Origin of the sequence: Ramlibacter montanisoli (genome assembly GCF_013087525.1) — a bacterium.
Taxonomy (GTDB): domain Bacteria; phylum Pseudomonadota; class Gammaproteobacteria; order Burkholderiales; family Burkholderiaceae_C; genus Ramlibacter; species Ramlibacter montanisoli.
Genome location: NZ_JABFCS010000001.1, coordinates 888,429 through 911,017, shown reverse-complemented (window position 1 = coordinate 911,017; position 22,589 = coordinate 888,429). Strand labels below are relative to the sequence as shown.

At 69.1% G+C, this 22,589-nt stretch carries 26 protein-coding genes and 3 pseudogenes; 10 read left to right on the top strand and 19 right to left on the bottom strand.

From position 1 onward, the window contains the following. Nucleotides 1-8 precede the first annotated feature (8 nt). The 9 genes from HK415_RS04720 to HK415_RS26140 all read right to left on the bottom strand — a co-directional run bounded on the left by HK415_RS04720 (nucleotide 9) and on the right by HK415_RS26140 (nucleotide 6,171). Nucleotides 9-851, bottom strand: coding sequence for a hypothetical protein (locus HK415_RS04720; RefSeq protein WP_171556965.1), 843 nt, complete (start codon nucleotides 849-851; stop codon nucleotides 9-11). Nucleotides 852-1,048: 197 nt separating this feature from the next. Beyond that, nucleotides 1,049-1,183, bottom strand: coding sequence for a hypothetical protein (locus HK415_RS25850; protein ID WP_256373039.1), 135 nt, complete (start codon nucleotides 1,181-1,183; stop codon nucleotides 1,049-1,051). Next, nucleotides 1,180-2,253, bottom strand: coding sequence for a hypothetical protein (locus HK415_RS04715; protein ID WP_171556964.1), 1,074 nt, complete (start codon nucleotides 2,251-2,253; stop codon nucleotides 1,180-1,182). The genes HK415_RS25850 and HK415_RS04715 overlap by 4 nt, the downstream gene beginning before the upstream one ends. After that, a complete protein-coding gene (locus HK415_RS04710) occupies nucleotides 2,253-2,732 on the bottom strand; it encodes a hypothetical protein (protein ID WP_171556963.1) in 480 nt (159 codons plus the stop codon). Before HK415_RS04710 ends, HK415_RS04715 begins: the two co-directional genes overlap by 1 nt. 127 nt (nucleotides 2,733-2,859) lie before the next feature. Further along, entirely contained in the window at nucleotides 2,860-3,384 is a 525-nt protein-coding gene (locus HK415_RS04705) for a serine hydrolase (protein WP_256373084.1), read from the bottom strand. Beyond that, a complete protein-coding gene (locus tag HK415_RS26850) occupies nucleotides 3,351-3,698 on the bottom strand; it encodes a serine hydrolase (protein ID WP_373684529.1) in 348 nt (115 codons plus the stop codon). Before HK415_RS26850 ends, HK415_RS04705 begins: the two co-directional genes overlap by 34 nt. Nucleotides 3,699-3,833: 135 nt before the next feature. Further along, complete coding sequence (locus tag HK415_RS04700) at nucleotides 3,834-4,514, bottom strand: ATP-binding response regulator (RefSeq protein ID WP_171556961.1); 681 nt, start codon at nucleotides 4,512-4,514, stop codon at nucleotides 3,834-3,836. After that, nucleotides 4,511-6,001, bottom strand: coding sequence for a sensor histidine kinase (locus HK415_RS04695; RefSeq protein WP_309246806.1), 1,491 nt, complete (start codon nucleotides 5,999-6,001; stop codon nucleotides 4,511-4,513). Before HK415_RS04695 ends, HK415_RS04700 begins: the two co-directional genes overlap by 4 nt. Next, complete coding sequence (locus tag HK415_RS26140) at nucleotides 5,917-6,171, bottom strand: hypothetical protein (protein ID WP_309246868.1); 255 nt, start codon at nucleotides 6,169-6,171, stop codon at nucleotides 5,917-5,919. Before HK415_RS26140 ends, HK415_RS04695 begins: the two co-directional genes overlap by 85 nt. Nucleotides 6,172-6,319: 148 nt before the next feature. Here HK415_RS26140 and HK415_RS04690 point away from each other — a divergent pair, with 148 nt between their 5' ends. Next, nucleotides 6,320-6,748 (top strand): VOC family protein, encoded by a 429-nt coding sequence (locus HK415_RS04690; protein WP_171556959.1) that lies wholly within the window; start codon nucleotides 6,320-6,322, stop codon nucleotides 6,746-6,748. Nucleotides 6,749-6,754: 6 nt separating this feature from the next. Here the strand turns inward: HK415_RS04690 and HK415_RS04685 are convergent, their stop codons facing one another. Both HK415_RS04685 and HK415_RS04680 read right to left on the bottom strand, forming a co-directional pair. Beyond that, a complete protein-coding gene (locus HK415_RS04685) occupies nucleotides 6,755-8,416 on the bottom strand; it encodes a hypothetical protein (protein ID WP_171556958.1) in 1,662 nt (553 codons plus the stop codon). 111 nt (nucleotides 8,417-8,527) lie between these two features. Next, nucleotides 8,528-9,481 carry a hypothetical protein gene (locus HK415_RS04680; RefSeq protein ID WP_171556957.1) on the bottom strand — a complete coding sequence of 318 codons (954 nt, stop codon included), beginning with the start codon at nucleotides 9,479-9,481 and terminating at the stop codon, nucleotides 8,528-8,530. Between HK415_RS04680 and HK415_RS04675 the strand changes: the two genes are divergently transcribed. From HK415_RS04675 to HK415_RS04645, 7 genes and pseudogenes are all read left to right on the top strand, one after another. Further along, nucleotides 9,462-10,205 carry a hypothetical protein gene (locus HK415_RS04675; protein ID WP_171556956.1) on the top strand — a complete coding sequence of 248 codons (744 nt, stop codon included), beginning with the start codon at nucleotides 9,462-9,464 and terminating at the stop codon, nucleotides 10,203-10,205. The two genes, HK415_RS04680 and HK415_RS04675, sit on opposite strands and share 20 nt — an antisense overlap. A 233-nt stretch (nucleotides 10,206-10,438) precedes the next feature. After that, nucleotides 10,439-10,642, top strand: coding sequence for a hypothetical protein (locus HK415_RS04670; protein WP_171556955.1), 204 nt, complete (start codon nucleotides 10,439-10,441; stop codon nucleotides 10,640-10,642). Nucleotides 10,643-10,696: 54 nt separating this feature from the next. Beyond that, a pseudogene (locus HK415_RS26845) lies at nucleotides 10,697-11,095 on the top strand (class I SAM-dependent methyltransferase); the annotation flags it as partial. 124 nt (nucleotides 11,096-11,219) lie between these two features. Further along, nucleotides 11,220-11,600, top strand: a pseudogene (locus tag HK415_RS26840) (VOC family protein); the annotation flags it as partial. Continuing rightward, the gene (locus HK415_RS24550) at nucleotides 11,545-11,904 is read left to right on the top strand and encodes a VOC family protein (RefSeq protein ID WP_373684633.1); all 360 of its coding nucleotides are present in this window, start codon (nucleotides 11,545-11,547) and stop codon (nucleotides 11,902-11,904) included. The pseudogene HK415_RS26840 and the gene HK415_RS24550, both read left to right, overlap by 56 nt. Nucleotides 11,905-11,954: 50 nt before the next feature. Further along, nucleotides 11,955-13,137 (top strand): annotated as a pseudogene (bktB, locus tag HK415_RS04650) (beta-ketothiolase BktB). A gap of 87 nt (nucleotides 13,138-13,224) precedes the next feature. Then, nucleotides 13,225-13,869, top strand: coding sequence for a ProQ/FINO family protein (locus tag HK415_RS04645; RefSeq protein ID WP_171556953.1), 645 nt, complete (start codon nucleotides 13,225-13,227; stop codon nucleotides 13,867-13,869). 5 nt (nucleotides 13,870-13,874) lie between these two features. On the opposite strand, the gene HK415_RS04640 is transcribed toward HK415_RS04645, so the two are convergent. From HK415_RS04640 to HK415_RS04605, 8 genes are all read right to left on the bottom strand, one after another. Continuing rightward, the gene (locus tag HK415_RS04640) at nucleotides 13,875-14,303 is read right to left on the bottom strand and encodes a YciI family protein (protein WP_171556952.1); all 429 of its coding nucleotides are present in this window, start codon (nucleotides 14,301-14,303) and stop codon (nucleotides 13,875-13,877) included. Between the two features lie 6 nt (nucleotides 14,304-14,309). After that, complete coding sequence (locus HK415_RS04635) at nucleotides 14,310-14,789, bottom strand: VOC family protein (protein WP_171556951.1); 480 nt, start codon at nucleotides 14,787-14,789, stop codon at nucleotides 14,310-14,312. A gap of 82 nt (nucleotides 14,790-14,871) precedes the next feature. Beyond that, on the bottom strand, nucleotides 14,872-16,356 hold the full coding sequence (locus HK415_RS26135) for a hypothetical protein (RefSeq protein WP_309246575.1): 1,485 nt from the start codon (nucleotides 16,354-16,356) through the stop codon (nucleotides 14,872-14,874). A gap of 8 nt (nucleotides 16,357-16,364) precedes the next feature. Continuing rightward, the gene (locus tag HK415_RS04625; protein ID WP_171556950.1) at nucleotides 16,365-16,754 is read right to left on the bottom strand and encodes a cytochrome C oxidase subunit IV family protein; all 390 of its coding nucleotides are present in this window, start codon (nucleotides 16,752-16,754) and stop codon (nucleotides 16,365-16,367) included. 13 nt (nucleotides 16,755-16,767) lie between these two features. Continuing rightward, nucleotides 16,768-17,484 (bottom strand): heme-copper oxidase subunit III family protein, encoded by a 717-nt coding sequence (locus HK415_RS04620; RefSeq protein ID WP_373684632.1) that lies wholly within the window; start codon nucleotides 17,482-17,484, stop codon nucleotides 16,768-16,770. Nucleotides 17,485-17,508: 24 nt separating this feature from the next. Continuing rightward, on the bottom strand, nucleotides 17,509-18,204 hold the full coding sequence (locus tag HK415_RS04615; protein WP_171556948.1) for a cytochrome c oxidase subunit 3: 696 nt from the start codon (nucleotides 18,202-18,204) through the stop codon (nucleotides 17,509-17,511). A gap of 4 nt (nucleotides 18,205-18,208) precedes the next feature. After that, entirely contained in the window at nucleotides 18,209-20,008 is a 1,800-nt protein-coding gene (locus HK415_RS04610; RefSeq protein ID WP_171556947.1) for a cytochrome c oxidase subunit I, read from the bottom strand. Beyond that, nucleotides 20,005-21,384: a c-type cytochrome gene (locus HK415_RS04605; protein WP_171556946.1), complete on the bottom strand. Its 1,380-nt coding sequence runs from the start codon at nucleotides 21,382-21,384 to the stop codon at nucleotides 20,005-20,007. Before HK415_RS04605 ends, HK415_RS04610 begins: the two co-directional genes overlap by 4 nt. 199 nt (nucleotides 21,385-21,583) lie before the next feature. On the opposite strand from HK415_RS04605, the gene HK415_RS04600 reads away from it, so the two are divergent. Together HK415_RS04600 and HK415_RS04595 are read left to right on the top strand one after the other, a co-directional pair. Then, nucleotides 21,584-21,994 carry a hypothetical protein gene (locus HK415_RS04600; RefSeq protein ID WP_171556945.1) on the top strand — a complete coding sequence of 137 codons (411 nt, stop codon included), beginning with the start codon at nucleotides 21,584-21,586 and terminating at the stop codon, nucleotides 21,992-21,994. 248 nt (nucleotides 21,995-22,242) lie between these two features. Further along, nucleotides 22,243-22,575 carry a hypothetical protein gene (locus HK415_RS04595; protein WP_171556944.1) on the top strand — a complete coding sequence of 111 codons (333 nt, stop codon included), beginning with the start codon at nucleotides 22,243-22,245 and terminating at the stop codon, nucleotides 22,573-22,575. Nucleotides 22,576-22,589 lie beyond the last annotated feature (14 nt).

The window sequence follows — 22,589 nt, the reverse complement described above, 5'->3', positions numbered from 1 at the left end:
ACGGGCAACTAGGAGGGGCTAGGCTCGGCCTCCATCGAAAGGATGGTCGGATCCTGCGCGGGCCGGGCGTTCGGCCGGCGCATGCGGGACGCCACGCGCTGGAACTCCCACCAGACCAGGCCTGCGGCGCCCAGTGCCAGCACGAAGGCGACGCCCTTCAGCACGAGCCGCATGCGGGCCACTTCCGACTGCGCCTCCCTGGCCTGGTTGTCGGAATTGATGAGGGTCTGCCGGCTGCGCCGCTCCACATCGAGCACCGCCGCCAGCTCCTTGCGTGCGGACTCCAGCTGCGCAGTCGCCGTCGCCGCTTCCGTGCGCGCCTTCTGCAGGTCCTGCCACATCGAGCCGTCCACCTTGGGCGCGACGGGCTCCGGTGCCGGCGGCGACTCGGCCTCGGGCGGCGGGAACAGGGGCTCCCTCGGGGCGCCCAGCACGACCGTCTTCGGCGGGGTCCTGGGTGCCACCACCACCGGAACATCCTGGCGGGTGCGCAGCCTGGCCACCGGCGGATTCCTGGCGGGCGCCAGGTTGGTGAGCAGGACGAAGCGGCGCGTGACCGACTTCGCGCCGCAGCCGACGCGCGCATCGATGGTGACGCTTTCTTCCTTCACGACCGCCCGCGAACTCACCAGCAGGTTGCGGTTCGGGCCGCTGCCCTGGACATCGACGATCACGCCGGCCACGCGCATGTTGCCGTAGCGCACGTTGGCGCTGGCACAGGCGCGGTCCCTGGCCTTGTCCAGCACGAACGGGATGTTCACTTCGAGGGGGCGGCCCGAGACCACCCTCCCCTCGACCTGGCCGACCGTGGTGGCCGACGCGCCCATCGCGAGGAAGAGCAGTCCCAGCAAACAGAACTTCGAACGCTGTGCCATATCGCCTCCTCGCGCCAACAGCAGGGGTGAGCAAGGATGCTGCTGCAGTTGAGGCTGCGAATCAACGCGCCGAATGTAAGAGGACTGGAGAACCTCCAGCTGTTTCCCTGCGACTTGTAAACCCTTAACTTGCTTGGTGCAAAACGTGAACGGGCCGGCCCCGGCGGCGCGCGCTACTGCCGCTCCCAGGCGTCCAGGTGCGGGAGGAGGTCGTCGATGGCGATCAGCTCGCGGCGGTTGTCCTCGCGCTGGAAGACGATCGCCGACCAGCCGCTCATGCCCACCGGGCGCAGGCGCCGGCCGTTCACGCGCAGCTGCTCCCCGAGATCGCGCGGATCACCACGCGCTCGTAGCGCGAGCGACCCAGTTGCGCCGGCGGCGACACGGCGTCCCACGCGCACAGCGTGCCGACGTCCTCGTACTCCGGCGGCCGGTCATCCAGCTCGAGGAACGAGGGCGTGTGGCCGCGGAGGACGGAGCCGATCAGCCGGAAGGTGAAGGGATCGGAAAGGCGGCGGATCGGGCGCCAGAACTGGCGCACCGTGCGGCCCGCGATCTCGCGCAGGCTCAATTCGCCGTGCCCCTCCGTGCGCCACAAGTCCTTGTCGATGTCGCAGGTGAAGGGGTTCTGCGGATAGCAGCTGAAGCGCGCCAGCCAGCCCTTGCGCGAGGTGTGCGGCACGGGATGGAAGCCCCGGATCACCGCGATGTCGTGCCGTGCGAGCTCGTCCAGCTCGTAGGTCGGCCACTTCATCACCTCGCGCACCACGCCGGCGATCAAGGTCGCCGTCGCGATCATCAGCGAGGGGCTGGGCGTGAAATCGGATGTGATCTCGATGCGGTCCGTGCGCGGGCGCACGCCGACACCGGTGGAGCGCCGGTTGGTCGCCAGCAGCATCACCGGCGCCGGCAGGATGAAGGTGAGCAGGTGCGCGAGCTTCTCGATGCTGCGGCCGTTGGCGGGCTCGCCGGGCGGCAGCTCGAAGGACACGTTGTAGTGCGCGCTGAAGCCCACCAGGCGCGTGCGCTTGCCCTGGCGCGCGTCCCACGCGTCGAGCTCGCCGCGGATGAACTGCAGCGCCTCCCACAGCGAGCGGCCCGAACGCGCGGCGCAGCCCCGCTCGATCTCCACCACAGGCGTCGCCACCTCGATCACGCCGGTATCGAAGTACACGGCACCCCCGGTGGGCAGGTGGTAGGACGTGCCCTGGCGGTGCATCAGCTCGCCGCGGATGAAGTCGCGCGGGCTGCCGAACAGGCTCTCCGGCCGCACCGGCTGGTCGTCGAGCATGAGGGAGCACTCGGCCTCCATGCCCATCGCCGCGAGGCGCAGCTGCTGCGGCGCGGAGGGATGTTCCAGTTTCTTCCGCTCGGCCATCAGCTTTCTTCCGTGGGGGCTACGCTGTCCGGCCCGTCCACCGGATCGAACACCGTGTAGCCGATGTCCAGGTGCAGGTGGTCGTCCGCCTCGCCGTCTTCCAGGCCGAAGGGACGCACCCACACGCCGGGGATCACGCGGCGCGCGATCGCCGCGTACTTCTCGATCTCCTCGCGGGTGTCGAGCCAGGTGTCGCCGACGCGGTAGATGTTCGCCGCCGTGCCCCAGCAGTGGCGCGATGCATGCCGCGTCAGGCCGTGGCCCGGGGAGCGGTAGCCGCCGTTGGCGGCCACGTGCACCAGGGTCCCCACCTCGAGGCGGAACAGCTCCAGCCCGGCGGCCAGCAACAGGACCGCGCAGGGAACGTAGCGCGGGAAGGAGCGCGCCAGCATCGCTTCGCGCACGTCCACGCCTATGAGTTCCCAGCACTTGAAATTCGCGGTCAGGCTCGTCTCCAGCGCCTGGTGCCAGGAGTCCACCCGCAGGAACGCCGAGGGCAGGACGCGCGCGGCGCCCGAACGATCCCGCAGGGCCTGGCCGGGCCGCAGCAGTTCCCGCCACTCCGGGGAAGGTCCTCGGCGAGCACCAGGGGAAGCGGCAGGGTGTTCATCGCCGGGGCCCGGTCATGTATTCGTACACGGCACGGGAGATGCGCGCGATGGTCTCCTGCCGGCGGCCGCTCACCTCCGGCGCCCACTCGGTGAGGATGACGACGACGTAGGCGTCCCGGCCGTCGAGGTACACGATGCCCGCGTCATGGGCAATGGTCGAAATCTCGCCGGTCTTGTTGGCCACCCGTGCATCCTCCGGCAGGCCGGCGGGAATGCCGCTGCGGAACTGCTGCTCGTGCAGGATGTCGAGCATGGCCTGCGAGGCCTCGGGCGAGATCGCCCTGCCCTCCTCGATCAGGCGCATGGCATCGCACAGGCCGGCAGCCGTCACGCGGTTGTTGATCCCGGCCTCCCAGGCGGCCTCGTCCTCCACGCCGCGCTGCAGGTCGATTCCGCCCAGATGCAGGCGCGCGAGCGAGGCGCGCGCGGCCTCGACGCCGACCAGGTCCAGCAGCAGGTTGGTGGCCAGGTTGCTGCTGGTCACGATCATGTGCTCGGCCAGTTGGTGCACGGTGAGCATGCGGCCGATGGCGGCATGCACGGCCGCATTCGCGTCGCGCTCGGGTCCCACGCGGTAGGGCTTGCCGTCCACAACACCGAGGAAGCGGTTGCGCACGTGCACGCGCGAGAAGGGCGCGAAGCGGTGCTGCTCGATCGCCTCGACACGGCCAGCAGCACCGGCACCTTGATCGTGCTGGCGGCGTGGAACCAGCGGCTGGCATTGAGCGACCACGTCGTGTGGTGTTCGAAGTCATAGGCCGCGACCGCGACCGCGGCCGCGTTGGCCTCTTCGCCGATCCTCAGGATGGTGTCGCGTAGCGTTGCCTCGGGCATGCGTTCAAGCGTAGTTGTTTTCTTCATGGCGCGGGGCCAGGCAGGGACCCGCGAGCCATCGATGGCCGCAGCGTCGCATGGCCGCTGCGCGGCCATGGCAGGGAAAGTCCGCAAGGCGGCGTCAGCCGCAGGCTGTCACCGCGGCAGTGCCGCCAGCACGCTGTCCACCGCGCCGATCTCCACCGGCTTGGTCAGGTGCAGGTCGAAGCCGGCCGACAGGCTCTTCGCCCGGTCGCCTTCGCTGCCCCAGCCGGTCAGGGCCACCAACGTGCGCTGGGCGCCGCCCGGGAGCGCACGCATGCGGCCGGCCGTGTCGTAGCCGCTCATGCCGGGCATGCCGATGTCCAGGAAGACCACGGAGGGCTGGTGCAGCGCCGCCAGCTCCAGGGCCGCGTGGCCGTCATGCGCCAGCAGCACCTCGTGCCCGCCCAGTTCCAGCACCATCGCCAGCGTCTCGGCCGCGTCGTGGTTGTCGTCCACCACCAGCACCTTGCGGCGGGTGGCCACCGGCGCCGGCACGCGGCCGGCCTCGCCGGCGCCCTCCTCCAGCGAGGGCGCGCGGGGCAGCCACACGACGAAGCGGCTGCCCGTGCCCACGCCGGCGCTCTCGGCGGCGACGCGGCCGCCGTGCATCTCCACCAGGCTCTTGACCACGCTCAGCCCGATGCCGAGGCCGCCCTGGGCGCGCTCGAGGTGCTGCTGCACCTGGGCGAAACGGTCGAACACACGCTCCAGCAGGTCAGGCGGGATCCCGATGCCGGTGTCCTCGACCTCGATGCGCAGCATGCCGTCCTCCACGCCCGCGCGCAGCGTCACCCGGCCGCCGGCTGCGTGTACTTGGCCGCGTTGTTCAGGAGGTTGCCGACCACCTGCACCAGCCGGGTCGCATCGCCCGACACCTGCAGCTGCGGGTCCACGCCCTCCCACACCAGGGTGTGGCCTTGCGCGTCCATGAGGGGCCGCGAGACCTCCACGGCCTGCTCCAGGATGGTGTGCAGCGCCAGCTGTTCCTTGCGCAATGCGATCTTGCCCTGGCTGATGCGCGCGATGTCCAGCAGGTCATCCACCAGGCGCACCATGTGGTCCAGCTGCCGCTGCATGATGCCGTGCACCCTGGCCGCCTGTTCGGGCGCGACGGTCCCGCCCTGCAGCAGGTGCAGGCCGGTGCGCAGCGGCGCGAGCGGATTGCGCAGCTCGTGGGCCAGGGTGGCGAGGAAGTCGTCCTTCTGGCGGTCGGCGAGCCGCAGCGCCTCGCGCGCGCGGCACAGGTCGGTGATGTCGACGCAGGCCCCGGTCATCGTCTTGGCGCGGCCGGACGCGTCGAGGAAGGTGCGGCCGCGGTCGTACAGCCAGTGCAGCGAACCGTCCGGGTATACCACCCGGAACTCCATCTCGAAGTCGTCGCCGAAGTCGCGGCAGCGTTCGCAGCGCCGGATCACCTCGGCGCGGTCGTCCGGGTGCACCAGCGCGATGAACTGGTCCAGGCTGCGCACGGCTTCGCCCGGGCGCAGGCCGAACAGGGCGTCCAGCGCGGTGTCCCACCAGAGGGTGTTCTCCTGGATGTCCCAGTGGAAGGTGCCGGTGCGGCTGGCCTCCAGCGCGACCTCCATGGCCTGCTCGGCGGCCTTGCGGGCCGTGATGTCGATGGCCGTGCCGTTGGCGCGCACGCAGCGGCCGGACTCGTCGAACAGGCCCCGGCCCTTGGCGGCGACCCAGCGCACGCGCCCGTCGTCGCGCCCGACCGTGCGGTACTCGACGTTGTAGAGCGCGCGGCGCCGCGGGTCGCAGGCGGCGGCGAAGGCGACGGCGACGGCCTCGCGGTCCTCGGGATGCAGGCCGTTGAAGAAGTCGTCCAGCGTGAGCGGATCCTCGCCGGTGATGCCGAACATCTGCCGCAGCCGCGGCTGCCACACCAGCGTGCCATCGACCACGTTCACGTCCCAGAAAGCAATCTCGGCGGCGTCGGTGGCCAGGCGCAGGCGCTCCTCGCTGGCCTGCAGCGCCTGTTGCGCCGCACGGGCTGCCTGCGCCTCCTGCGCCAGGCGCACCGTGCCGGTGGTTTCGATCGCCGCGCAGAAGATGCCGGCCACACGGCCGTCGTCGTCCAGCAGCGGCGTGTAGGTGAAGCTGAAGTAGCTCGGGCCCGGATCCGCGCGGCGCGCCAGCTGGAACGGCCGGTTCTCGAAGGAGTGCGACTCGCCGCGCATGACGGCGTCGTTCAGCGGCCGCAGCTCGTCCCAGATCTCGCTCCACACCTGGGCCATCGGATGGCCGAGCGCCTGCGGATGCTTGGCGCCGAGGATCGCGATGTACCCGTCGTTGTAGAGGAGATGTAATCCGGGCCCCAGCCGATGAACATGGGCTGCTGCGCGCGCAGGATGAGGCTGACGGCCGTCTTGAGCGACTGTGGCCAGCCGGCGAGCGGACCGAGCGGCGTGGTGGACCAGTCGAAGGTGCGGATCAGTGCGCCCATGGCTCCGCCTTCGCGCAGGAAGGGAAGGTCGGGAACGTCCATCGGAGGCATGCGCAACTATAGCGTCGCCTGCAAGAGCTTGCGCACGTGCTTGACGTTGCCGCGCGGCACCCGTAGAAATGCGCGGACCCACTCGCAAGGAAGGCGCATGGAAACCATGGAACTCCACCGTGGCAGGCTCATCGACCACGTCCAGCTGGTCGTGCGGGACCTGCCGGCATCGCAGCGTTTCTACACGGCCGTGTTCGAGGTGCTGAAGATCCCCATGGGCGGCACCGGCAAGGACTACTTCTGGGCCGACGAGCTGTTCATCTCCACGCCCGGCAGCGAGGCCGCGCAAGGCGAGCTGACCGGCCGCACCCACCTGGCCTTCCAGGCGCAGGACCGGTCGATGGTGGACGCCTTCCACAAGGCGGCGCTGGCCAACGGTGGCAAGGACAACGGCGCGCCCGGCGAGCGGCCCTACCACCCGGGCTACTACGCGGCCTTCGTGCTCGATCCGGAGGGCAACAACATCGAGGCCGTGTACCACGGCGAGGCGCACCGCAGCGCGCCCTCGGTGAAGATCAAGTTCTGAGCGGCCTCAGCCTGCCTGCAGGATCCGGATCAGCGCGTCGATGACGTCGTTGCCGTCCGGCGACTTCAGGCGGTGTTGCTGCAGCGAGCGCGCGAGGTCGGTGCGTCCCAGCACCCGGTAGTCCGAGCGGATCAGGACGCTGGCGATCGCGCGCTGCACGTGCACCGACTTGGCCACCGGGAACAGGCGCGCGATCTCGCGCAGGCTTTCCGGATCGGCCAGGCGCTGCTGCGCCAGCGTTTCCAGCGCGCGCACCTGCGCATCGGCCGCCGGCATCTTCGCGATGCCCGCGGTGATCGCACGCAGCTCGCCATCCACCAGCGGCTTGTGGCGCAGGTAGGACTTGGCCATCGCGATGTCGTCCGGGTTGGCACTGGTGAGCGCACGCACGACGCGCCCATGCGCCTCGGTGCTGCCCAGGCAGGCCAGCGCCGCGGCGGACGCCACCTTGCCGGACTTCAGCGCGCCCGGCGCCAGCGTGTGCAGCAAGGGACCCGTCTCCTCGGGGCGCGCCTGCTTGCACGCCATGTCCACCTCGTCGCGGCCGATGCGGTCGCGCGCCACGTGGTCCGCGATGGTCCGCACGAGCTCCGCCTGCTCCTGCGCAGGCGTGAGCCAGCCGATGCTGCGCGCCAGCGCCATCATGCGCATGCGCACCGAGGCTTCGTCGGCGTCGCGCGCCGCTTCCAGGTAGCGCCCGCGCGTGGCGTGGTCAGCGGCCACCTTCGCGAAGGCGGCGGTCGTCGCCGCGGAGACGCGCTGCACCGGCCCGATGGAAGACGCGAAGCGCTCCAGGTGGCCGAGGAACATCCGCACTTCGCTCATGTCGCGCTTGAGCACCTGGTGCATGAAGGCGACCTTCTGCACGTCGCTCAGCCGGTTGTCGATGAACTGGCAGGCCTCGCTGCGCACCTTGGCCTGCGACTCGGTGTCGGACAGGCCGGGCGTGACGGTCAGGGCGGTCTGCGAGAACGCCGCCATCAGCTTGCCGCTCACCTGGCCGCTGCCGATCTCGGGTGCGGTGACCGACTGGAAGTAGCGATCGAGCAGCGGGCCCGCCGTGCGCCCCAGCGGCGCCAGCGACGAGAAGCCGTAGAGGACGGGCACGTCCTTGAAGATGTGGCGCATGCGGTCGCGATTGCTCTCGGCATGCCGCTCGCCCAGGATCCCCGCCACGCGCGCGGCGTCGGCCGGCGAGTGGCCGGCACGCAGCAGGCCGCGCACGATGTCCTCGGTGACGGTCTGCCGGGCCTCGGGCTTGAGCGTGTTGCAACCGAAGAGGTAGACCTCCTTGAGGTTCGCAAACACCCCAGGGCAGGAGCCGCTGCAGGAAGCGCGCTCCATCTCCTCGACCGACAGGTACTCGCTCTGGTCCAGCCGGTCGGTGTAGAACTCGGTGCCGCCGTCGAAGTGGCCGGAGATGACGAGCGCGTCGCACTGCACCTTCTGCTCGCAGGCCGATGCCAGCCAGTCGGGACGGCCGCGCTCCACCAGCTCGACGAACTTGTAGTCGCCCGCCGGCAGGTGGCGGCGGAAGCTCTCGCGCTCGTCCGGCGAGTTGACCGTGATGGTGCACACGGTCCTGGGGGCGGCGTTCGCGGCGAACGACACGGCAGCGGCCAGAAACGCGCCGAACAGCGCCAGCGTTCTGGGGATCGACATTTGCATGGGCATGAGCGTGGACTGCTGCAGCTCGGGGCCGCGAAGGCGGCCAGTATTCCACAGCTACCTGGCTCAGCCGCGACTGATACACACCAGCCGAGCCAAGGCCCGCCCGGTTCAGGAAGATTCCTGCAGCCGCTGGATCAGCGCGTCCACCATGTTGTCGCCGGGCGACGCCTTCACGCGATTTTCACGCAGTGTGCGCAGCATTTCGCCCGAGTGGACCGACTTGCGGTCGGCCCGCAGCAGCACCCCGGCAATGGCGTTCTGCACGGTCCAGTTCCGGGTCCTGGCGAACAGCTGCTTGAGCGTGTCCACCGATTCGCGGTCGGACAGGTAGTGCCGGGCCAGCACGTCGAGCGCGCGGACCTGCGCTTCGGGCGCGTTCATGCGGGCGATGGCCTTGGTGACCACGCGCAGCTCGTTGGGGTCGGTGATGGGCCGGTGCCGGAGGTAGGCCTGCGCCACGCGGACGTCGGCGTCCACCGGGCTGGCCAGCCGCTCGAGCACGTGGTCGCGCGCGCCGGCGCTGCCCATGCAGGCCAGGACGGCGGAGTGTCCGACGTTGTCCGTGCGCAGCTGCATCGCGACCTTGTCGAGGACGCCATCGAGCTCGCCATTCTTGTTCACGGCGCAGGCCAGTTCCACGTCCGGGCCGGCCACCTCCTTGCGCGCCAGCATGTCGCCGAACATCTTCACCAGTTCCTCGCGGCGCTGGCCCGTCGACAGCCAGCCAATGTCCTGCGCCACGTCGATCATGCGCGCTCGGGTCACCGGCTGGTCCGCATCGCGCGCGTAGGCCAGGTAGCGATCGCGCGAACCGCTGTCCTTCGCGATGCGCTCGATCGCCTGCACCACCTCGGGCTGCTGCCGCTCGGCGGGCGTGAGTGTGTCGGTGAACTTCTCGATGCGCTCCAGCAGCAGGCGCGATTCGGCCGTCGGCCTTTGCAGGAGCTTGTGAACGGAAGCCAGCCTCTGCGCGGGCGACACGCGGTCGTCCGCGAACATGCACACGTCCTGCCGCAGGGGCATCAGCGGATCGCCGGAGCCGATGCCGCGCCCGGCCACCATGCCGTGCTGGGAGAACGCGCGCAGCAGGCTGCCGCTGGCGCGGCCCCTTGCCCACTTCGCCGCTGCCGGTGCCCTGGAAGTAGCGGTTCAGGACCGAGCCCGCCACGGGCCCGAGCGGCGCGACGCCGGCGAAGCCGTAGATCACGGGGACGTCCTTGAACAGCAGGCGCATGCGGTCCCGGCTGCTCTCGCCGCGCTGCTGGCCCAGCGTGCGGGCGAGCCGCGCTGCCTCATCGGCGGAACTGCCTTCGCGCGCGTAGCTGCGTGCCATCTCGCCGGAGATGGTGTGCTGCGCCTGCGTGTTCATCGTGTTGCAGCCGAAGAGGTAGACCTCCTTGAGGTTGGCGAACAGGCTGGGGCAGGAGCCGGAGCAGGACACGCGCTCCAGCTCCTCGATGGGCAGGAATTCGTGCTTCTCGAGCGAATCGGAGAAGAACACGTTGCCCTCCCCGTGGTGGCCCGAGATGACCAGCACGTCGCAGGACACCTTGGCTTCGCACGAGGACGCCAGCCAGTCCTTGCGGTTCTTCTCCACCAGCTCGACGAACTGGTACTTGTCCGCCGGCAGGAACTTGCGGAAGGTCTGCTTCTCGTCGGCGGAGTTGATGGTGATCGTGCAGACGGTCTGCTTCTGCGCGATCGCGAGCGGAGGCAGGAGGCAGGCCGCCAGCAGGCAGAGCAATCGGGCAGTACGCATGACGTTCGAACCTCGATACAGGGATGAGGCACGAATGGTTTGCCGCGGCAGTCACACAAGTTCGTAGGAATGCATTGGACGGCGCATGTCGGTTCGCAACGGGTTCCCACGTGCGAATCCGCTGCGGGTCGCGTGGATCCGGTCGCGTCGGACAGTGCTGACGCGCGAGCGTTGCGCTCTCCCGCGTTGCGTTGCTTCGCGCCGGGCTAAAACCAGGCACAGCCGCGCGCCTTGCGGCCCTTACGTAGAAAGGCAAGTCCATGTCAGCCAACAAGAGCCCCGGCAACCAGCGTCGCGAAGACGGAAGCAAGCAGGGAAACGAACAGAACTCGCAGAAGCAGGGCTCCACACCGCTGGACGACGCCTCCGTGCAGCAAGGCGGCCAAGGCGCGCAACAAGGAGAGGACGCCGGCAGGCAGCGCGGTGACCGCAACGGATCCGACTCGGGAGGCGGCAAGTCCTGATCCACCGCGGTGCTAGAGTGGCGGCGCAAGCTCTTCTTGCGATCCGGAGGATCGATGCCCGCCAGCTCCGTGAGCTTCAATGCGCCGCGTTCCTACGACGAGCAACTGGCGCCGATCACGTTCGGGCCCTTCGCGCGTGAGCTGGTGGCCCGTGTACCCGCTGGTTGCGCCGGCCCGGTGCTGGAACTCGCGTGCGGCACCGGGGCGGTGACGCGCCTCCTGCGTGCCCGACTGCCCCGTTCCACCGAGCTGGTCGCCACCGACCTCAGTCCCACCATGCTCGATTACGCGCGCGCGCGCTCGGGCGACGCTGCCGGCCTCCGCTGGCAGGTTGCGGACCTGCAGCAGCTGCCGTTCGAGGATGGGAGCTTTGCCACCATCGTCTGCGGCTTCGGCTTCATGTTCGCTCCGGATCGCGCCCTCGCCTTCCGGGAGGCACGCAGGGTGCTCGCGAGCGGCGGCCGCCTGTTCTTCAGCGTGTGGGACCGGATCGAGGAGAACCCGCACGCGCTGGCGAATGCGCGCATCGTCGAAGCGCTCTTTCCGGGCGACCCGCAAATGAGGTTCCGGCTGCCCTATGAGCTGCACGACGAGGGCGTGCTGCGTGAACTCCTCGCTTCGGCGCACTTCAGCGAGCCGGCCATCGAGACCGTGCGGATTCCCATCACGGGGTCGACCCGCACGTGCTGGCCGAAGGCCAGGTACGGGCACGCCCCGCAGCGCACTGCTGCTGGAGCGGGGCGTGGCGCTGGAGGGTGTCATCGATGCCACCGCCGCGCTGCTCGCGCAGGCGGGCGGCAATCCCTACTCCGGCCATGCCCAGGCCAGACTGGTCCAAGCCCTGGCCGGAGCGCCCATGTTCAAGCGAATCGACCACATCGAACTGCTCACGGCCTCGCCGGATCGGACCATCGCGTTCTACACCGGCGTCCTCGGCTTCCGCGAGCGCGAACGCACGACCATCCCCGACACGCCATCCGGCCCGCTGGACCTCGTCTATCTCGAACTCGGGGGACGACCGTCGAAGTCATGTGCTATCCGCACGTGCAGGCCATCCGCCGCGCGGCAGCGAGCAGCGCCTCGGCTGGCAGTGCCTCGCCCTCGAGGTGGACGACATCGACGACGCGCTCCGCAGCCTCAAGTTGCAAGGCGTGGAGGCTGCCTGGGGCCCGGTGAAACGCGCGGACTACGCGCGCGCCGAGATCCGGGACCCGGACGGCAACCCGATCGAGCTGCGCCAGTGGACACGGCGTAAGGGATAGCGAAGGGTGGCCGCGCTAAAGTCCGGCCTCCCCCGAACCTGGAGAGACTCATGACCCGTGAAGTCGTCGCCGTCAGCGCAGTGCGCACGGCCATCGGCACCTTCGGCGGCAGCCTGAAGGACATTCCCCCACCGAACTCGGCGCGCTGGTCGTGCGCGAGTCGCTGGCCCGCAGCCAGGTGGCCGGCGCCGACGTCGGGCACGTGGTGTTCGGCCACGTGGTGAACACCGAGCCCAAGGACATGTACCTCTCGCGCGTGGCGGCCATCAACGGCGGCTGCGGCGAAGGCACGCCCGCCTTCAACGTCAACCGGCTGTGCGGCTCCGGCCTGCAGGCGATCATCTCGGCGGCCCAGGGCATCCTGCTGGGCGACTGCGACATCGCCATCGGCGGCGGCGCCGAGAACATGAGCCGCGCGCCCTACGCCGACCTCACCGCCCGCTGGGGCGCGCGCATGGGGACGCCAGGCTGGTGGACATGATGGTCGGCGCGCTGCACGACCCCTTCCACAACATCCACATGGGCGTGACCGCCGAGAACATCGCCACCAAGTGGGGCATCAGCCGCGAGGACCAGGACCGCCTGGCCGTGGAGAGCCACCAGCGCGCCGAACGCGCGACGGCGGCCGGCTACTTCAAGGACCAGATCGTCCCCGTCACGCTCAAGTCCCGCAAGGGCGACACGCTGTTCGCGGTGGACGAACACTTCCGTGCCGGCGTGAAGCCGGAGGACATGTCCAAGCTCAAGCCCGTGTTCGCCAAGGAGAACGGCACGGTGACGGCCGGCAACGCCTCGGGCATCAACGACGCCGCCGCGGCGGTGGTGCTGATGGAGCGCAGCGTCGCCGAGAAGCGCGGCCTGAAGCCGCTCGCGCGGCTGGTTGCCTGGGCGCATGCCGGCGTGGACCCGAAGTACATGGGCATCGGCCCGGTGCCCGCCACGCGCAAGGTGCTGGAAAAGGCGAGGATCGCTGCCGGCGACCTGGACGTGATCGAGGCCAACGAGGCTTTCGCGGCGCAGGCCTGCGCAGTGCTCAAGGACCTGCAGCTCGACCCGGCCAAGGTCAACCCGAACGGCTCCGGCATCTCGCTGGGCCACCCGATCGGCGCCACCGGCGCGCTGATCACGGTGAAGGCGCTGCACGAACTCGATCGCATCGGCGGGCGCTATGCGCTGGTGACGATGTGCATCGGCGGCGGCCAGGGCATCGCGGCGATCTTCGAGCGGACCTGAAATCGGTCCGCAGGGGAGGCGCGTGAAGCCTGCCACCGGCGCCCTCGCCGGTGGCAACTAAACTGCGCGCGGATGTCCACCAAGAACATGACCTCACCCCAAGACCCGACCGCTCCTGCCCCGGCCTCGCCCGGGAAGCCGAAGGCCGCCGTGCGCAAGGCGCCCCGACCGGTGCATCCGCTGCTCCACAAGCTGTTCGAGCTGTACCCGCGGCTGTTCGGTGCCCGCTTCCTTCCGCTCAAGCTCGGCGTCTTCGAAGACCTCGTGGCGGCGCACCCGCAGGCGCTGCCTGCGGCGGAGCTGAAGGTGGCGCTCGGGCTGCACACACGCTCGACCCGCTACATCGAGGCGGTGGCCTCCGGCCTGCCCCGCCACGACCTGCAGGCCCGGCCGGTGGAGCCCGTGGCGCCGGAGCACGTGCAGCACGCGATCCTGGAACTGTACAGACGCCGCAGTGGCAAGGAGCCGGAGCGCGCCCGCCAGCGTGCCGTCGAGCAACTGGCGGCTGCCATCGAGGCCTCGGGGCTCGGCCGCGAAGCGTACCGGGAGCGCTTCGCCTCGTTCGACGACCAGCTGCAATCGCTGCTGGAAGACGCCCTGGCGATCGTGGCGCAAAGAAGCGCGCGGCGCGAAGCCCTGCATGGCGCCTTCAAGGCCAGCGGCAAGACGGTGGCCGAGTTCGCCGACATGTACGGGCTGGATCCGGCGGAAGCGCAAAGGCTGCTGGCCTAAGCGGATCAGGCACGCCCGGCCTGCCCGGCCCGGCCCGGCGTCTCGTTGGTCTCGCGCCAAGCGCTCGCCCGCTCGGCCTCGATCGGGCGGATCTCGAAGGCCAGGCCGCAGGCGAGGCAGGGGTTGTCCGCCACGATGCGGGCGGCCTCTTCCAGGCTGCCGGCCAGGACGAACCAGTAGCCGCCGACCACTTCCTTGGCTTCGGTGAACGGCCCGTCGACGATGCCGGAGCGCGTCACGAGCTTCGCTGTTTTCGCCAGGCGCTGTCCGGGCTTGAACCGGCCTTCGGCCACCAGCCGCGCGTGCCAGGCATAGAACGCGTCGATGGCGGCCTGGATCTCCTCGGGCGACTTGTCGGCGTCCCACTGGCCACGCGACAGCAGCAGGTATTCCTTGGTGGAAGAAGTCGTCGGCAGCCGGGCTTGTCCTTCCATTCGTCCTCAGCCCCTGCGGGCAGCCTCGATGGTGGCGATGTCGATCTTCCCCATCTCCATCATGGCGTCGAACGCGCGCTTCGCCGCGGCGCGGTCGGGGTCGGTGATGGCCGCCGTGAGCGCCCTGGGCGTGATCTGCCAGGACAGGCCCCACTTGTCCTTGCACCAGCCGCAGGCGCTTGCCTGCCCGCCGTTGCCGACGATCGCGTTCCACAGGCGATCGGTTTCCGCCTGGTCGTCGGTCGCCACCTGGAACGAGAATGCCTCGTCGTGCCGGAACGCCGGCCCGCCGTTCAGTCCGAGGCACGGAATGCCCATGACGGTGAATTCGACGGTGAGCACGTCGCCCTCCTTGCCCGAGGGAAAGTCGCCTGGCGCGCGATGCACGGCGCCGACGGTGCTGTCCGGAAAGGTCTTCGCGTAGAACTGCGCGGCTTCCAGCGCGTCGCGGTCGTACCAGAGACAGATCGTGTTCTTGCTTGGCATTTGCATTCCTTCAGTTCCGCACATAACGCAGGTGCGTCGCGTCTGGACCATCCAGAACCCGGTCGATGCGAAACTTGTTGCATCACCGGCCTTCTCCCGGACGACGAACGAGCCGCGTCCGGATCGACAGCCGCAGCCTCCAAAAATGTAACGATTCTCTTCGCCCGCGCCGGCCCATTGTGGGCGCGCTGCCATGGCCACAATCGGGTGCCCGGCATCGCATGCCGGCCTCAAGGGAGCGTCCCATGGACCACGGCCCCGGCGCCTCGCGACCCGCGGACCCACCGGACAGCCCGGTGGCGAAGCTCCCCCCTTCGTGTCCATCGCCACCATGGTGATGACGCTGCCCCAGATCTGGACGGTGTGGGTGGACGGCCAGGTCGCGGGCGTGTCCGTGCTGTCCTGGGGCACCTACCTGCTGGGTGCCTGCCTCTGGTTCGTGCACGGTCTCGCCCGCCGCGACAAGGCGATCTACGTCGCGTGCATCGGGTGGATCCTGCTGAATGGGGCGGTGGTGCTGGGGGTGCTGGTGCAGCGTTGAGCGCATGCAGCGCCCTGCAGCGGCATCAGCCTCCGCTTCGCAGGCGCGCGTCGATCTCTTCCAGCAGGATGCGGTCCCAGTCCGGCGGGAAATTGAGGGGGCGAGCACGGGCCTGCTGACGATTTCCACCTGGGTGCGCTGCGGCGCAACCGGCCGGACGAACAGCGCGATGCGTTCTCCCCAGCTCCACAGCGTGACCCCGTGCGAAAGCACGAGCTTGCCGGACGCCCTGTCGCTTTCCACCACCTCCAGCTTCCTGGATTTCGCGGCGGCGAGGGCCGCGTCGAAGACCGGCTCGAAGCCGCGTTCGTAGATCCGGTTCGTTCCCTGCCCCTCCGCCTGCCTGACCGTTTCCGTGGACGCGCAACCCACGGCTGCCAGGACGAAGCCGAGGGAAAGGAACCGCCTGCGCGACGCATCCATTGCAGCACCTCCCCATCGCATCGGCTCCCATGATCGCTGCGCGCCGCCGGGAATCCTTGATGCGCCTCGAGGGCATGCCGCCCGTTCCTCACCGAAACACCGGCACCCCCTCCTCCCCCGCTGCCTCCGTGCCTCGGGATGCAGCTCCCGCAGTCGCTGCTCGATGTCCGCGACCCGCCACACCGGCAGGTCGAGGATCAGCAGGATCCAGCCTTGCGCAATCGGCGCCGCGAAGCGCTCCAGGCCCTTGTTCGGCACGGAGATGCCGATCATGCTCGAGGTCCAGGCATCGAACAGCGCGCCCGCGGCGACCAGCGTGGGGATCAGGCTCCATTGCGGCATGCCGTCGGGGCCCGGGTAGATGCCTGCCACCAGCGCGCCCAGCAGGCCGCCCACGGCGGCCCCGATCACGAGGCCGGCTTCGGCCGAGCGGACCAGGTCGGAGGTCTGCAGCAGGCTGGCGGCATGCAGCTCGGACAGGTCGCAGTCGTCGCGCGCCATGAAATGCATCTGGTGCACGTCCACGCCCGCCAGCAACAGGTCGTCCATCGTGCCCAGCGCGCTGGCCAGGTGCGGCAGGAGCCAGTAGACGCGCCTGCGCATGGCCGTTCCTAATGGGCAGGCGCCGCCGTCTGCTGGGCCTCGGGGGCGAAGAAGGTGCCGCGCGTGAGCCAGGTGTAGTCGGCCTCGAGCGCGCCGATCCCCACCAGCGTCACCAGCAGCAGGGGCGGGATGATGATGGCGTACACCAGCGCCAGCCGCTCCCACAGCATGTGCATGAAGACCGCGACGATCAGCCCGGCCTTGAGCAGCATGAAGAGGATGATCAGCGACCAGCGCAGCAGGCCCTGCACGTGGAAGTAGTCGACCGCATACGACATGGCGCTCAGCACGAACAGCAGCGCCCAGATCTTGAAGTAGATGCCCAGCGGGTGCTGCTGGCCGTGCGTCTGCGCCGCGGGTGGGTCGCCCGCCGCCGGATGGTGAACCGCGTGTTCCATGGCTGCCTCCCCGCTACCAGAGATAGAAGAACGCGAAGATGAACACCCAGACCAGGTCCACGAAGTGCCAGTACAGGCCCAGGATCTCGACGATCTCGTAGTTGCCCCTGCGGCCGGTCAGGAAGCCCGGCCGCTGCTTCTCGAGGTCGCCGCGCATCACCTTCACCGCCACGATGACCAGGAAGATGACGCCGATGCTCACGTGCGTGCCGTGGAAGCCTGTGATCATGAAGAAGGACGATCCGAACTGGGCCGCGCCCCACGGGTTGCCCCAGGGGCGCACTCCCTCGGAGATCAGCTTGGACCACTCGAAGGCCTGCATGCCGACGAAGGTGGCGCCCAGGGCGGCCGTCACCAGCAGCAGGATGGCGGTGGTCTTGCGGTCGCGCCGGTAGCCGAAGTTCACCGCCAGCGCCATGGTGCCGCTGCTGGTGATCAGGACGAATGTCATGATCGCGATCAGCAGCAGCGGGACGTTCTTGCCGAACATCACCAGCGAGAACACCTCGCTCGGATTGGGCCAGCCCACCGTGGTGGACATGCGCACCGCCATGTACGAGATGAGGAAGCTGCCGAAGATGAAGGTGTCGCTCAGCAGGAAGATCCACATCATCGGCTTGCCCCAGGGCACGTTCTTGAAGGCCCGCTGGTCCGACGAGACGTCCGCCACCGCGCTGCGCCAGCCCGCTGCGGGCAGCGCGCCGGCCGTTTCGCTTGCCTGGTGCACCATCATTTGCGTGTCCTCCCTTGCCGCTCACAAGGGGACCGACGAACAGATCGCCAGCCCGAGTTCGTCCGACACCAGCAGCGCGTACAGCGCCACCCAGACGGCCAGCAGGTAGTGCCAGTAGGTCGCGCACAGTTCCACGCCCAGGCGCACCGCGGCCGCATCCGCACCCCGCCAGGACCTCCGCACGGCGCGCAGCCAGGCCACCAGGCCGCCGAGCACGTGCAGGCCGTGCACCGCCGTGAACACGTAGAAGAAGGACGCGGCGGCGCTGCTGGCGACCAGGAAGCCCGCATCGTTCAGCTGCTTCCAGACGACCAGTTGGCCGAGGAGGAAGCCCATCGTCAGGACCCCGCTGGCCGCGAGGCCGCGCCGCACGTCCCCACCGGCCCCGCGCCGTGCGGCATGCACCGTCCACTGCATCGCCAGGCTGGCGCCGACCAGCAGGGCGGTGTTCAGCACCAGCAGGCGGGGCCGCGGCAAGGGCGTCCAGTCCGCCAGGCCCAGGCGCATGGCATAGGCGCTGACGAACAGCACGAACAGCGAGGTCGCGACGCCCAGGAACACCCACAAGGCCGTCTTCACCGACGGCCGGACAGCGGGCTCCTCCACCGGCAGTGCCACTGCCGGGGAATGCCAGGGCTGCACGTTGATGGTCTGGCGCAGCAGCCACCACACGATGACCGCCATCATGAGGGTGAGGAACACCAGGCCGATGGTCATGCCGCTACACTCCGGCCGGCTGCGCGCCGCGCGTCCAGGCTTCGGCCGCGACGTCCGCGGGCGGCACGTTCTGCGGGATGTAGTCGGCCTTCATGCCCGGCACGCCGTAGTCGTAGGCCCAGCGGTAGACCACCGGCAGTTCCGGGCCGAAATTGCCGTGCTTCGGTGGCGTGTCCGCCGTCTGCCACTCCAGGGTGGTGGCGTTCCAGGGGTTGGGGCCGGCCGGCCGGCCACGGAAGTAGCTGACGACCAGGTTGTAGAGGAAGGCCATCTGCACCGCGCCGACCACGAAGGCGGCGATCGAGATCCAGGCGTTCAGCAGGTGCGCCGAGTCGGGGATGAAGTTGGTGCCGCCTATGGCGTAGTAGCGGCGCGGGATGCCCATGAATCCCAGGTAGTGCATGGGATAGAAGATCGCGTAGGTGCCGACGAAGGTCACCCAGAAGTGCAGCTTGCCGAGGGTGTCGTCCAGCATGCGCCCGGTGATCTTGGGGTACCAGTGGTAGATGGCGCCGAACACCACCAGGATCGGCGCGATGCCCATCACCATGTGGAAGTGCGCCACGACGAACATGGTGTCCGACAGCGGCAGGTCGACCACGACGTTGCCGAGGAACAGGCCGGTCAGGCCGCCATTGACGAAGGTGAAGATGAAGGCGATGGCGAACAGCATCGGCACGTTCAGGTGGATGTTGCCGCGATAGAGCGTCAGCACCCAGTTGTAGACCTTGATGGCCGTGGGCACCGCGATGACCAGCGTGGTGGTGGCGAAGAAGAAGCCGAAGTAGGGGTTCATCCCGCTCACGTACATGTGGTGCGCCCACACGATGAAGCTCAGGCCGCCGATGATCAGGATGGCCCAGACCATCATGCGGTAGCCGAAGATGTTCTTGCGCGCGTGCGTGCTGATCAGGTCCGACACGATGCCGAAGGCGGGCAGCGCCACGATGTAGACCTCGGGGTGGCCGAAGAACCAGAACAGGTGCTGGAACAGCAGCGGGTTGCCGCCCGCGTAGCTCATTTGCTGCCCCTTGGACACGAGCGCAGGCATGAAGAAGCTGGTGCCCAGGGTCAGGTCCAGCAGCATCATCAGGGCGCTGACGAACAGGGCCGGGAACGCCAGCAGCGCCAGGATCGTCGCCATGAAGATGCCCCACACCGTCAGCGGCAGCCGCATCAGCGTCATGCCCCGCGCGCGCGCCTGCAGCACGGTCACCACGTAGTTCAGTCCGCCCATGGTGAAGCCGATCACGAAGACGATCAGCGACACCAGCAGCAGGATGATGCCCAGGTGCGCGCCCGGCGTGCCGTCCAGGATGGCCTGCGGCGGATACAGAGTCCAGCCCGCGCCCGTGGGCCCGCCCGGCACGAAGAAGCTGGCGACCAGCAGCAGCACGGCCAGCAGGTAGAGCCAGTAGCTCACCATGTTCACGTAGGGGAACACCATGTCGCGCGCCCCCACCATCAGCGGGATCAGGTAGTTGCCGAAGCCGCCCAGGAACAGCGCCGTCAGCAGGTAGATCACCATGATCATCCCGTGCATGCTCACCAGCTGCAGGTAGGTGCTGGGGTCGATGAAGGAGAAGCGGCCCGGGAACCCGAGCTGCAGCCGCATCAGCCAGGAAAACACCAGGGCCACCAGCCCGATGGCGATGGCGGTCACCGCGTACTGCAGCGCGATCACCTTGGCGTCCTGGCTCCAGATGTACCTGCCGATGAAGGTCTTCGGGTGGTACAGCTCGACCTCGCCGACTTCCGCGGGCGGCGCGAAGTCCGATTCGTCGTGGGCAACGTGGGTCGTCATCGCGGCTCCCCGTTCCGGGCCGGAAGCCCGTTGATGTGGGCCAGGACGTCGCCGACCGCCGCGTCGTCGCCCAGCATGCCGGCGATCAGCGCCATCTGGCCGCCATAGATGTCCTGCGCATGGTGGCCGCGCACGCCGTCCCTGAAGTTCTTCAGCTGCGTGGCCATGTACCAGTCGCTCATGCCCTTCAGGCGCGGCGCATTGGTCGCCGCGATGCCGCCGCCGTCGGCGCCGTGGCAGGCGGCGCAGGTGGCGTAGCGCCGGCGGCCGCTGTCGGCGTCGCCCTTGATGGTGGTGGCCACCCGCGTGTCCGGCAGGCTGGCGATGTAGGCGGCGACGTTGGCGACGGCGCCTTCGTCCACCAGCGTGGCGGCCATGGGTGCCATCAGCTTGCCGTAGACATCCTTCTCGTGCGTGCCGCGGGCACCCTGCTTGAACAGGTGCAACTGGCGCTGCAGGTACCAGGCGCCCTGCCCGCTCAACTTCGGCGCGTTGAGGGCCACGTTGCCCTCGCCGCCGTTGGCGCCATGGCAGGCCGCGCAGGTGGCATACGCCGCCTTGCCGGCCGCGGCATCGCCGGCGAGCCGGGTGCTGGCCTGCGCGAAGGTGGGTTGCCGGTCCAGCCAGGCCTGGTGGACGGCGGGCTCCTCGACCACGAGCCGGCCGCGCATGGCGAAGTGGCCGACGCCGCAGAGTTCCTCGCACAGCAGGTCGAAGGATCCGGTGCGCGTCGGCGTGAACCAGGAATAGGTGACCAGGCCCGGCACCAGGTCCATCTTCACGCGCAGTTGCGCCACCGAGAAGTTGTGCAGCACGTCCTTGGACCGCAGCAGCAGCTTGACGGGCTTGCCCAGCGGCAGGCGCAGCTCCGGGCTGGCCAGCAGCACGTCGTCGCGGCCGTTGGGATCCGCCGGGTTCATCCCGAACGGGTTCTGGTCGGTCACGAAGCGGGAGTGCACCGTCCCCAGCTTGCCGTCCTTGCCCGGCAGCCGGTAGCTCCAGTGCCACTGCTGGGCGACGGCCTCCACCACCTGCGCGTCGTTCGGCACCTTGATCACCTCGGCCCAGACCAGCAGCCCCGGCGCCAGCATGGCCGCCACTCCGGCGGCGGTGAGCACGAGCAGCCACCATTCCAGCCTCTTGCTCTCGGGCTGGTAGGCCGCACGCCCGCCTTCCCGATGGCGGTAGCGGATCACGGACCAGGCCATGAACAGGCTGACCGCGACGAACACGACGCCGGTCACCCAGAAGGTGATGGTGATGGTGGTGTCGATCGCGCCCCAGTTGGAGGCGATCGGTGTGAAGTACCAGGGGCTCAGGAAGTGGAACAGCACCGAGCCAAGGGCAAGCACGATCAGCGCGATCGCGATCGCCATGGCTATGGCAACCTCAGGAGATTGTCCATGCAGCCTCCTTCGCGCCCGGCAGCGCAGTGCGGCAAGTTGTACACCTGCCGCCAGGGGGATGCAAAGGCCGTCCAATCCCATGAGGCCGCAGATGTCATACCGGGGGTTTGTTCGCAAGCGAACCGGAGGCCTATGCTTAAGTCTTCCGGGGTTCGCACAGGAGTGGCACATGAAGCCCTTCAGCATGGAACGCATGAGGAACATGCGCGGCGTCTTCTATCCCACCGGGCACATCGTGCTGATGTTCCCCACCGAGGCGGATGCCCGCCATGCGTGCGAGCTGTTGCGGCACGACGGGGTGAAGGAGGACGACCTGTGCATGGCGAAGCCGGAGGAGTTCGAGCGCCAGATCATCGGCTCCACGGACGAGGAGGACGACGACATGCTGCTGCCGTCCGTGGGAACCGAGTCGGAGACCGCGCGGCACTTCCGCCAGCTGGCGCACGAGGGGCACCACGCCCTGATCGTGCACGCGAGCGCGAAGCTGCGGTCCGAGCACGTCCTGGACCTGCTGCACGACACGCACATCTCCTACGGCCAGCGCTACCGCTTCCTCGTGATCGAGGACCTGGTCGCCTGAGAGCTCCCTGCAGTCGGGGTAAGGATCGCCGGGGCCGGCGCCCCGGCTGATCCTGCACGTCCTATCCATCCGCACCCACCGGGCGGGCGTGCCCCTGCCCGCGGCACGCGCTCGTCCCCATCACACCAAGCCGCCACCCCGCGTGATGCCCGCGTGATCCGGGTGTGACCGCCCTGTGACCGGCCCTGCGCAGACTCCCCTGCAACGAGCAAGAGCCCCCGCCGCTTCGCCGATCCGGAACACACGTCATGCCCTTGTTCGAAGACCGCAGCGCCGCCTTCATCGTCAGGGTGTGGTGCGAAAGCGGCGAGGTCCCGGGGGCAGTGCGGGCCTGGCGCGGCTCGATCGAGCACGTCGCCAGCGGGGAACGAAGTTTCTTTACGGAGCTGCATGCCGTGATCGCATTCATGAGACCCCACCTGCTGGCGCTGGGCATCGAGGATCCCGCGCGGTTCTGGGAGCACATGGGGGACCTCGGCGATCCGCCTGCCGCCGCCGCCGCGCCCGGCGTCACCGGCGCCTCCGCCGTCTCCCCGCTGCCCGACAGCACGACCCCACCCCCGGCCGCCGAAGCGACCTGAGCGAACACAGGAGA

What these genes read in the sequence shown, in the direction of transcription:
- HK415_RS04645 (WP_171556953.1), top strand. Translation starts at nt 13,225, where the DNA reads ATGACCTCACCCCAAGACCCGACCGCTCCTGCCCCGGCCTCGCCCGGG.
- HK415_RS04715 (WP_171556964.1), bottom strand. Translation starts at nt 2,253, where the DNA reads ATGGCCGAGCGGAAGAAACTGGAACATCCCTCCGCGCCGCAGCAGCTG.
- HK415_RS04595 (WP_171556944.1), top strand. Translation starts at nt 22,243, where the DNA reads ATGCCCTTGTTCGAAGACCGCAGCGCCGCCTTCATCGTCAGGGTGTGG.
- HK415_RS04605 (WP_171556946.1), bottom strand. Translation starts at nt 21,384, where the DNA reads ATGGCGATCGCGATCGCGCTGATCGTGCTTGCCCTTGGCTCGGTGCTG.
- HK415_RS04620 (WP_373684632.1), bottom strand. Translation starts at nt 17,484, where the DNA reads ATGGTGCACCAGGCAAGCGAAACGGCCGGCGCGCTGCCCGCAGCGGGC.
- HK415_RS04635 (WP_171556951.1), bottom strand. Translation starts at nt 14,789, where the DNA reads ATGCCAAGCAAGAACACGATCTGTCTCTGGTACGACCGCGACGCGCTG.
- HK415_RS04705 (WP_256373084.1), bottom strand. Translation starts at nt 3,384, where the DNA reads ATGCTCACCGTGCACCAACTGGCCGAGCACATGATCGTGACCAGCAGC.
- HK415_RS04685 (WP_171556958.1), bottom strand. Translation starts at nt 8,416, where the DNA reads ATGCAAATGTCGATCCCCAGAACGCTGGCGCTGTTCGGCGCGTTTCTG.
- HK415_RS04680 (WP_171556957.1), bottom strand. Translation starts at nt 9,481, where the DNA reads ATGGTGGCCGGGCGCGGCATCGGCTCCGGCGATCCGCTGATGCCCCTG.
- HK415_RS04690 (WP_171556959.1), top strand. Translation starts at nt 6,320, where the DNA reads ATGGAAACCATGGAACTCCACCGTGGCAGGCTCATCGACCACGTCCAG.
- HK415_RS04640 (WP_171556952.1), bottom strand. Translation starts at nt 14,303, where the DNA reads ATGGAAGGACAAGCCCGGCTGCCGACGACTTCTTCCACCAAGGAATAC.
- HK415_RS04600 (WP_171556945.1), top strand. Translation starts at nt 21,584, where the DNA reads ATGAAGCCCTTCAGCATGGAACGCATGAGGAACATGCGCGGCGTCTTC.
- HK415_RS04670 (WP_171556955.1), top strand. Translation starts at nt 10,439, where the DNA reads ATGTCAGCCAACAAGAGCCCCGGCAACCAGCGTCGCGAAGACGGAAGC.
- HK415_RS04615 (WP_171556948.1), bottom strand. Translation starts at nt 18,204, where the DNA reads ATGACCATCGGCCTGGTGTTCCTCACCCTCATGATGGCGGTCATCGTG.
- HK415_RS04675 (WP_171556956.1), top strand. Translation starts at nt 9,462, where the DNA reads ATGCCGCGCCCGGCCACCATGCCGTGCTGGGAGAACGCGCGCAGCAGG.
- HK415_RS26140 (WP_309246868.1), bottom strand. Translation starts at nt 6,171, where the DNA reads ATGGGCGCACTGATCCGCACCTTCGACTGGTCCACCACGCCGCTCGGT.
- HK415_RS04610 (WP_171556947.1), bottom strand. Translation starts at nt 20,008, where the DNA reads ATGACGACCCACGTTGCCCACGACGAATCGGACTTCGCGCCGCCCGCG.
- HK415_RS04625 (WP_171556950.1), bottom strand. Translation starts at nt 16,754, where the DNA reads ATGGAACACGCGGTTCACCATCCGGCGGCGGGCGACCCACCCGCGGCG.
- HK415_RS26850 (WP_373684529.1), bottom strand. Translation starts at nt 3,698, where the DNA reads ATGCCCGAGGCAACGCTACGCGACACCATCCTGAGGATCGGCGAAGAG.
- HK415_RS26135 (WP_309246575.1), bottom strand. Translation starts at nt 16,356, where the DNA reads ATGCGCAGGCGCGTCTACTGGCTCCTGCCGCACCTGGCCAGCGCGCTG.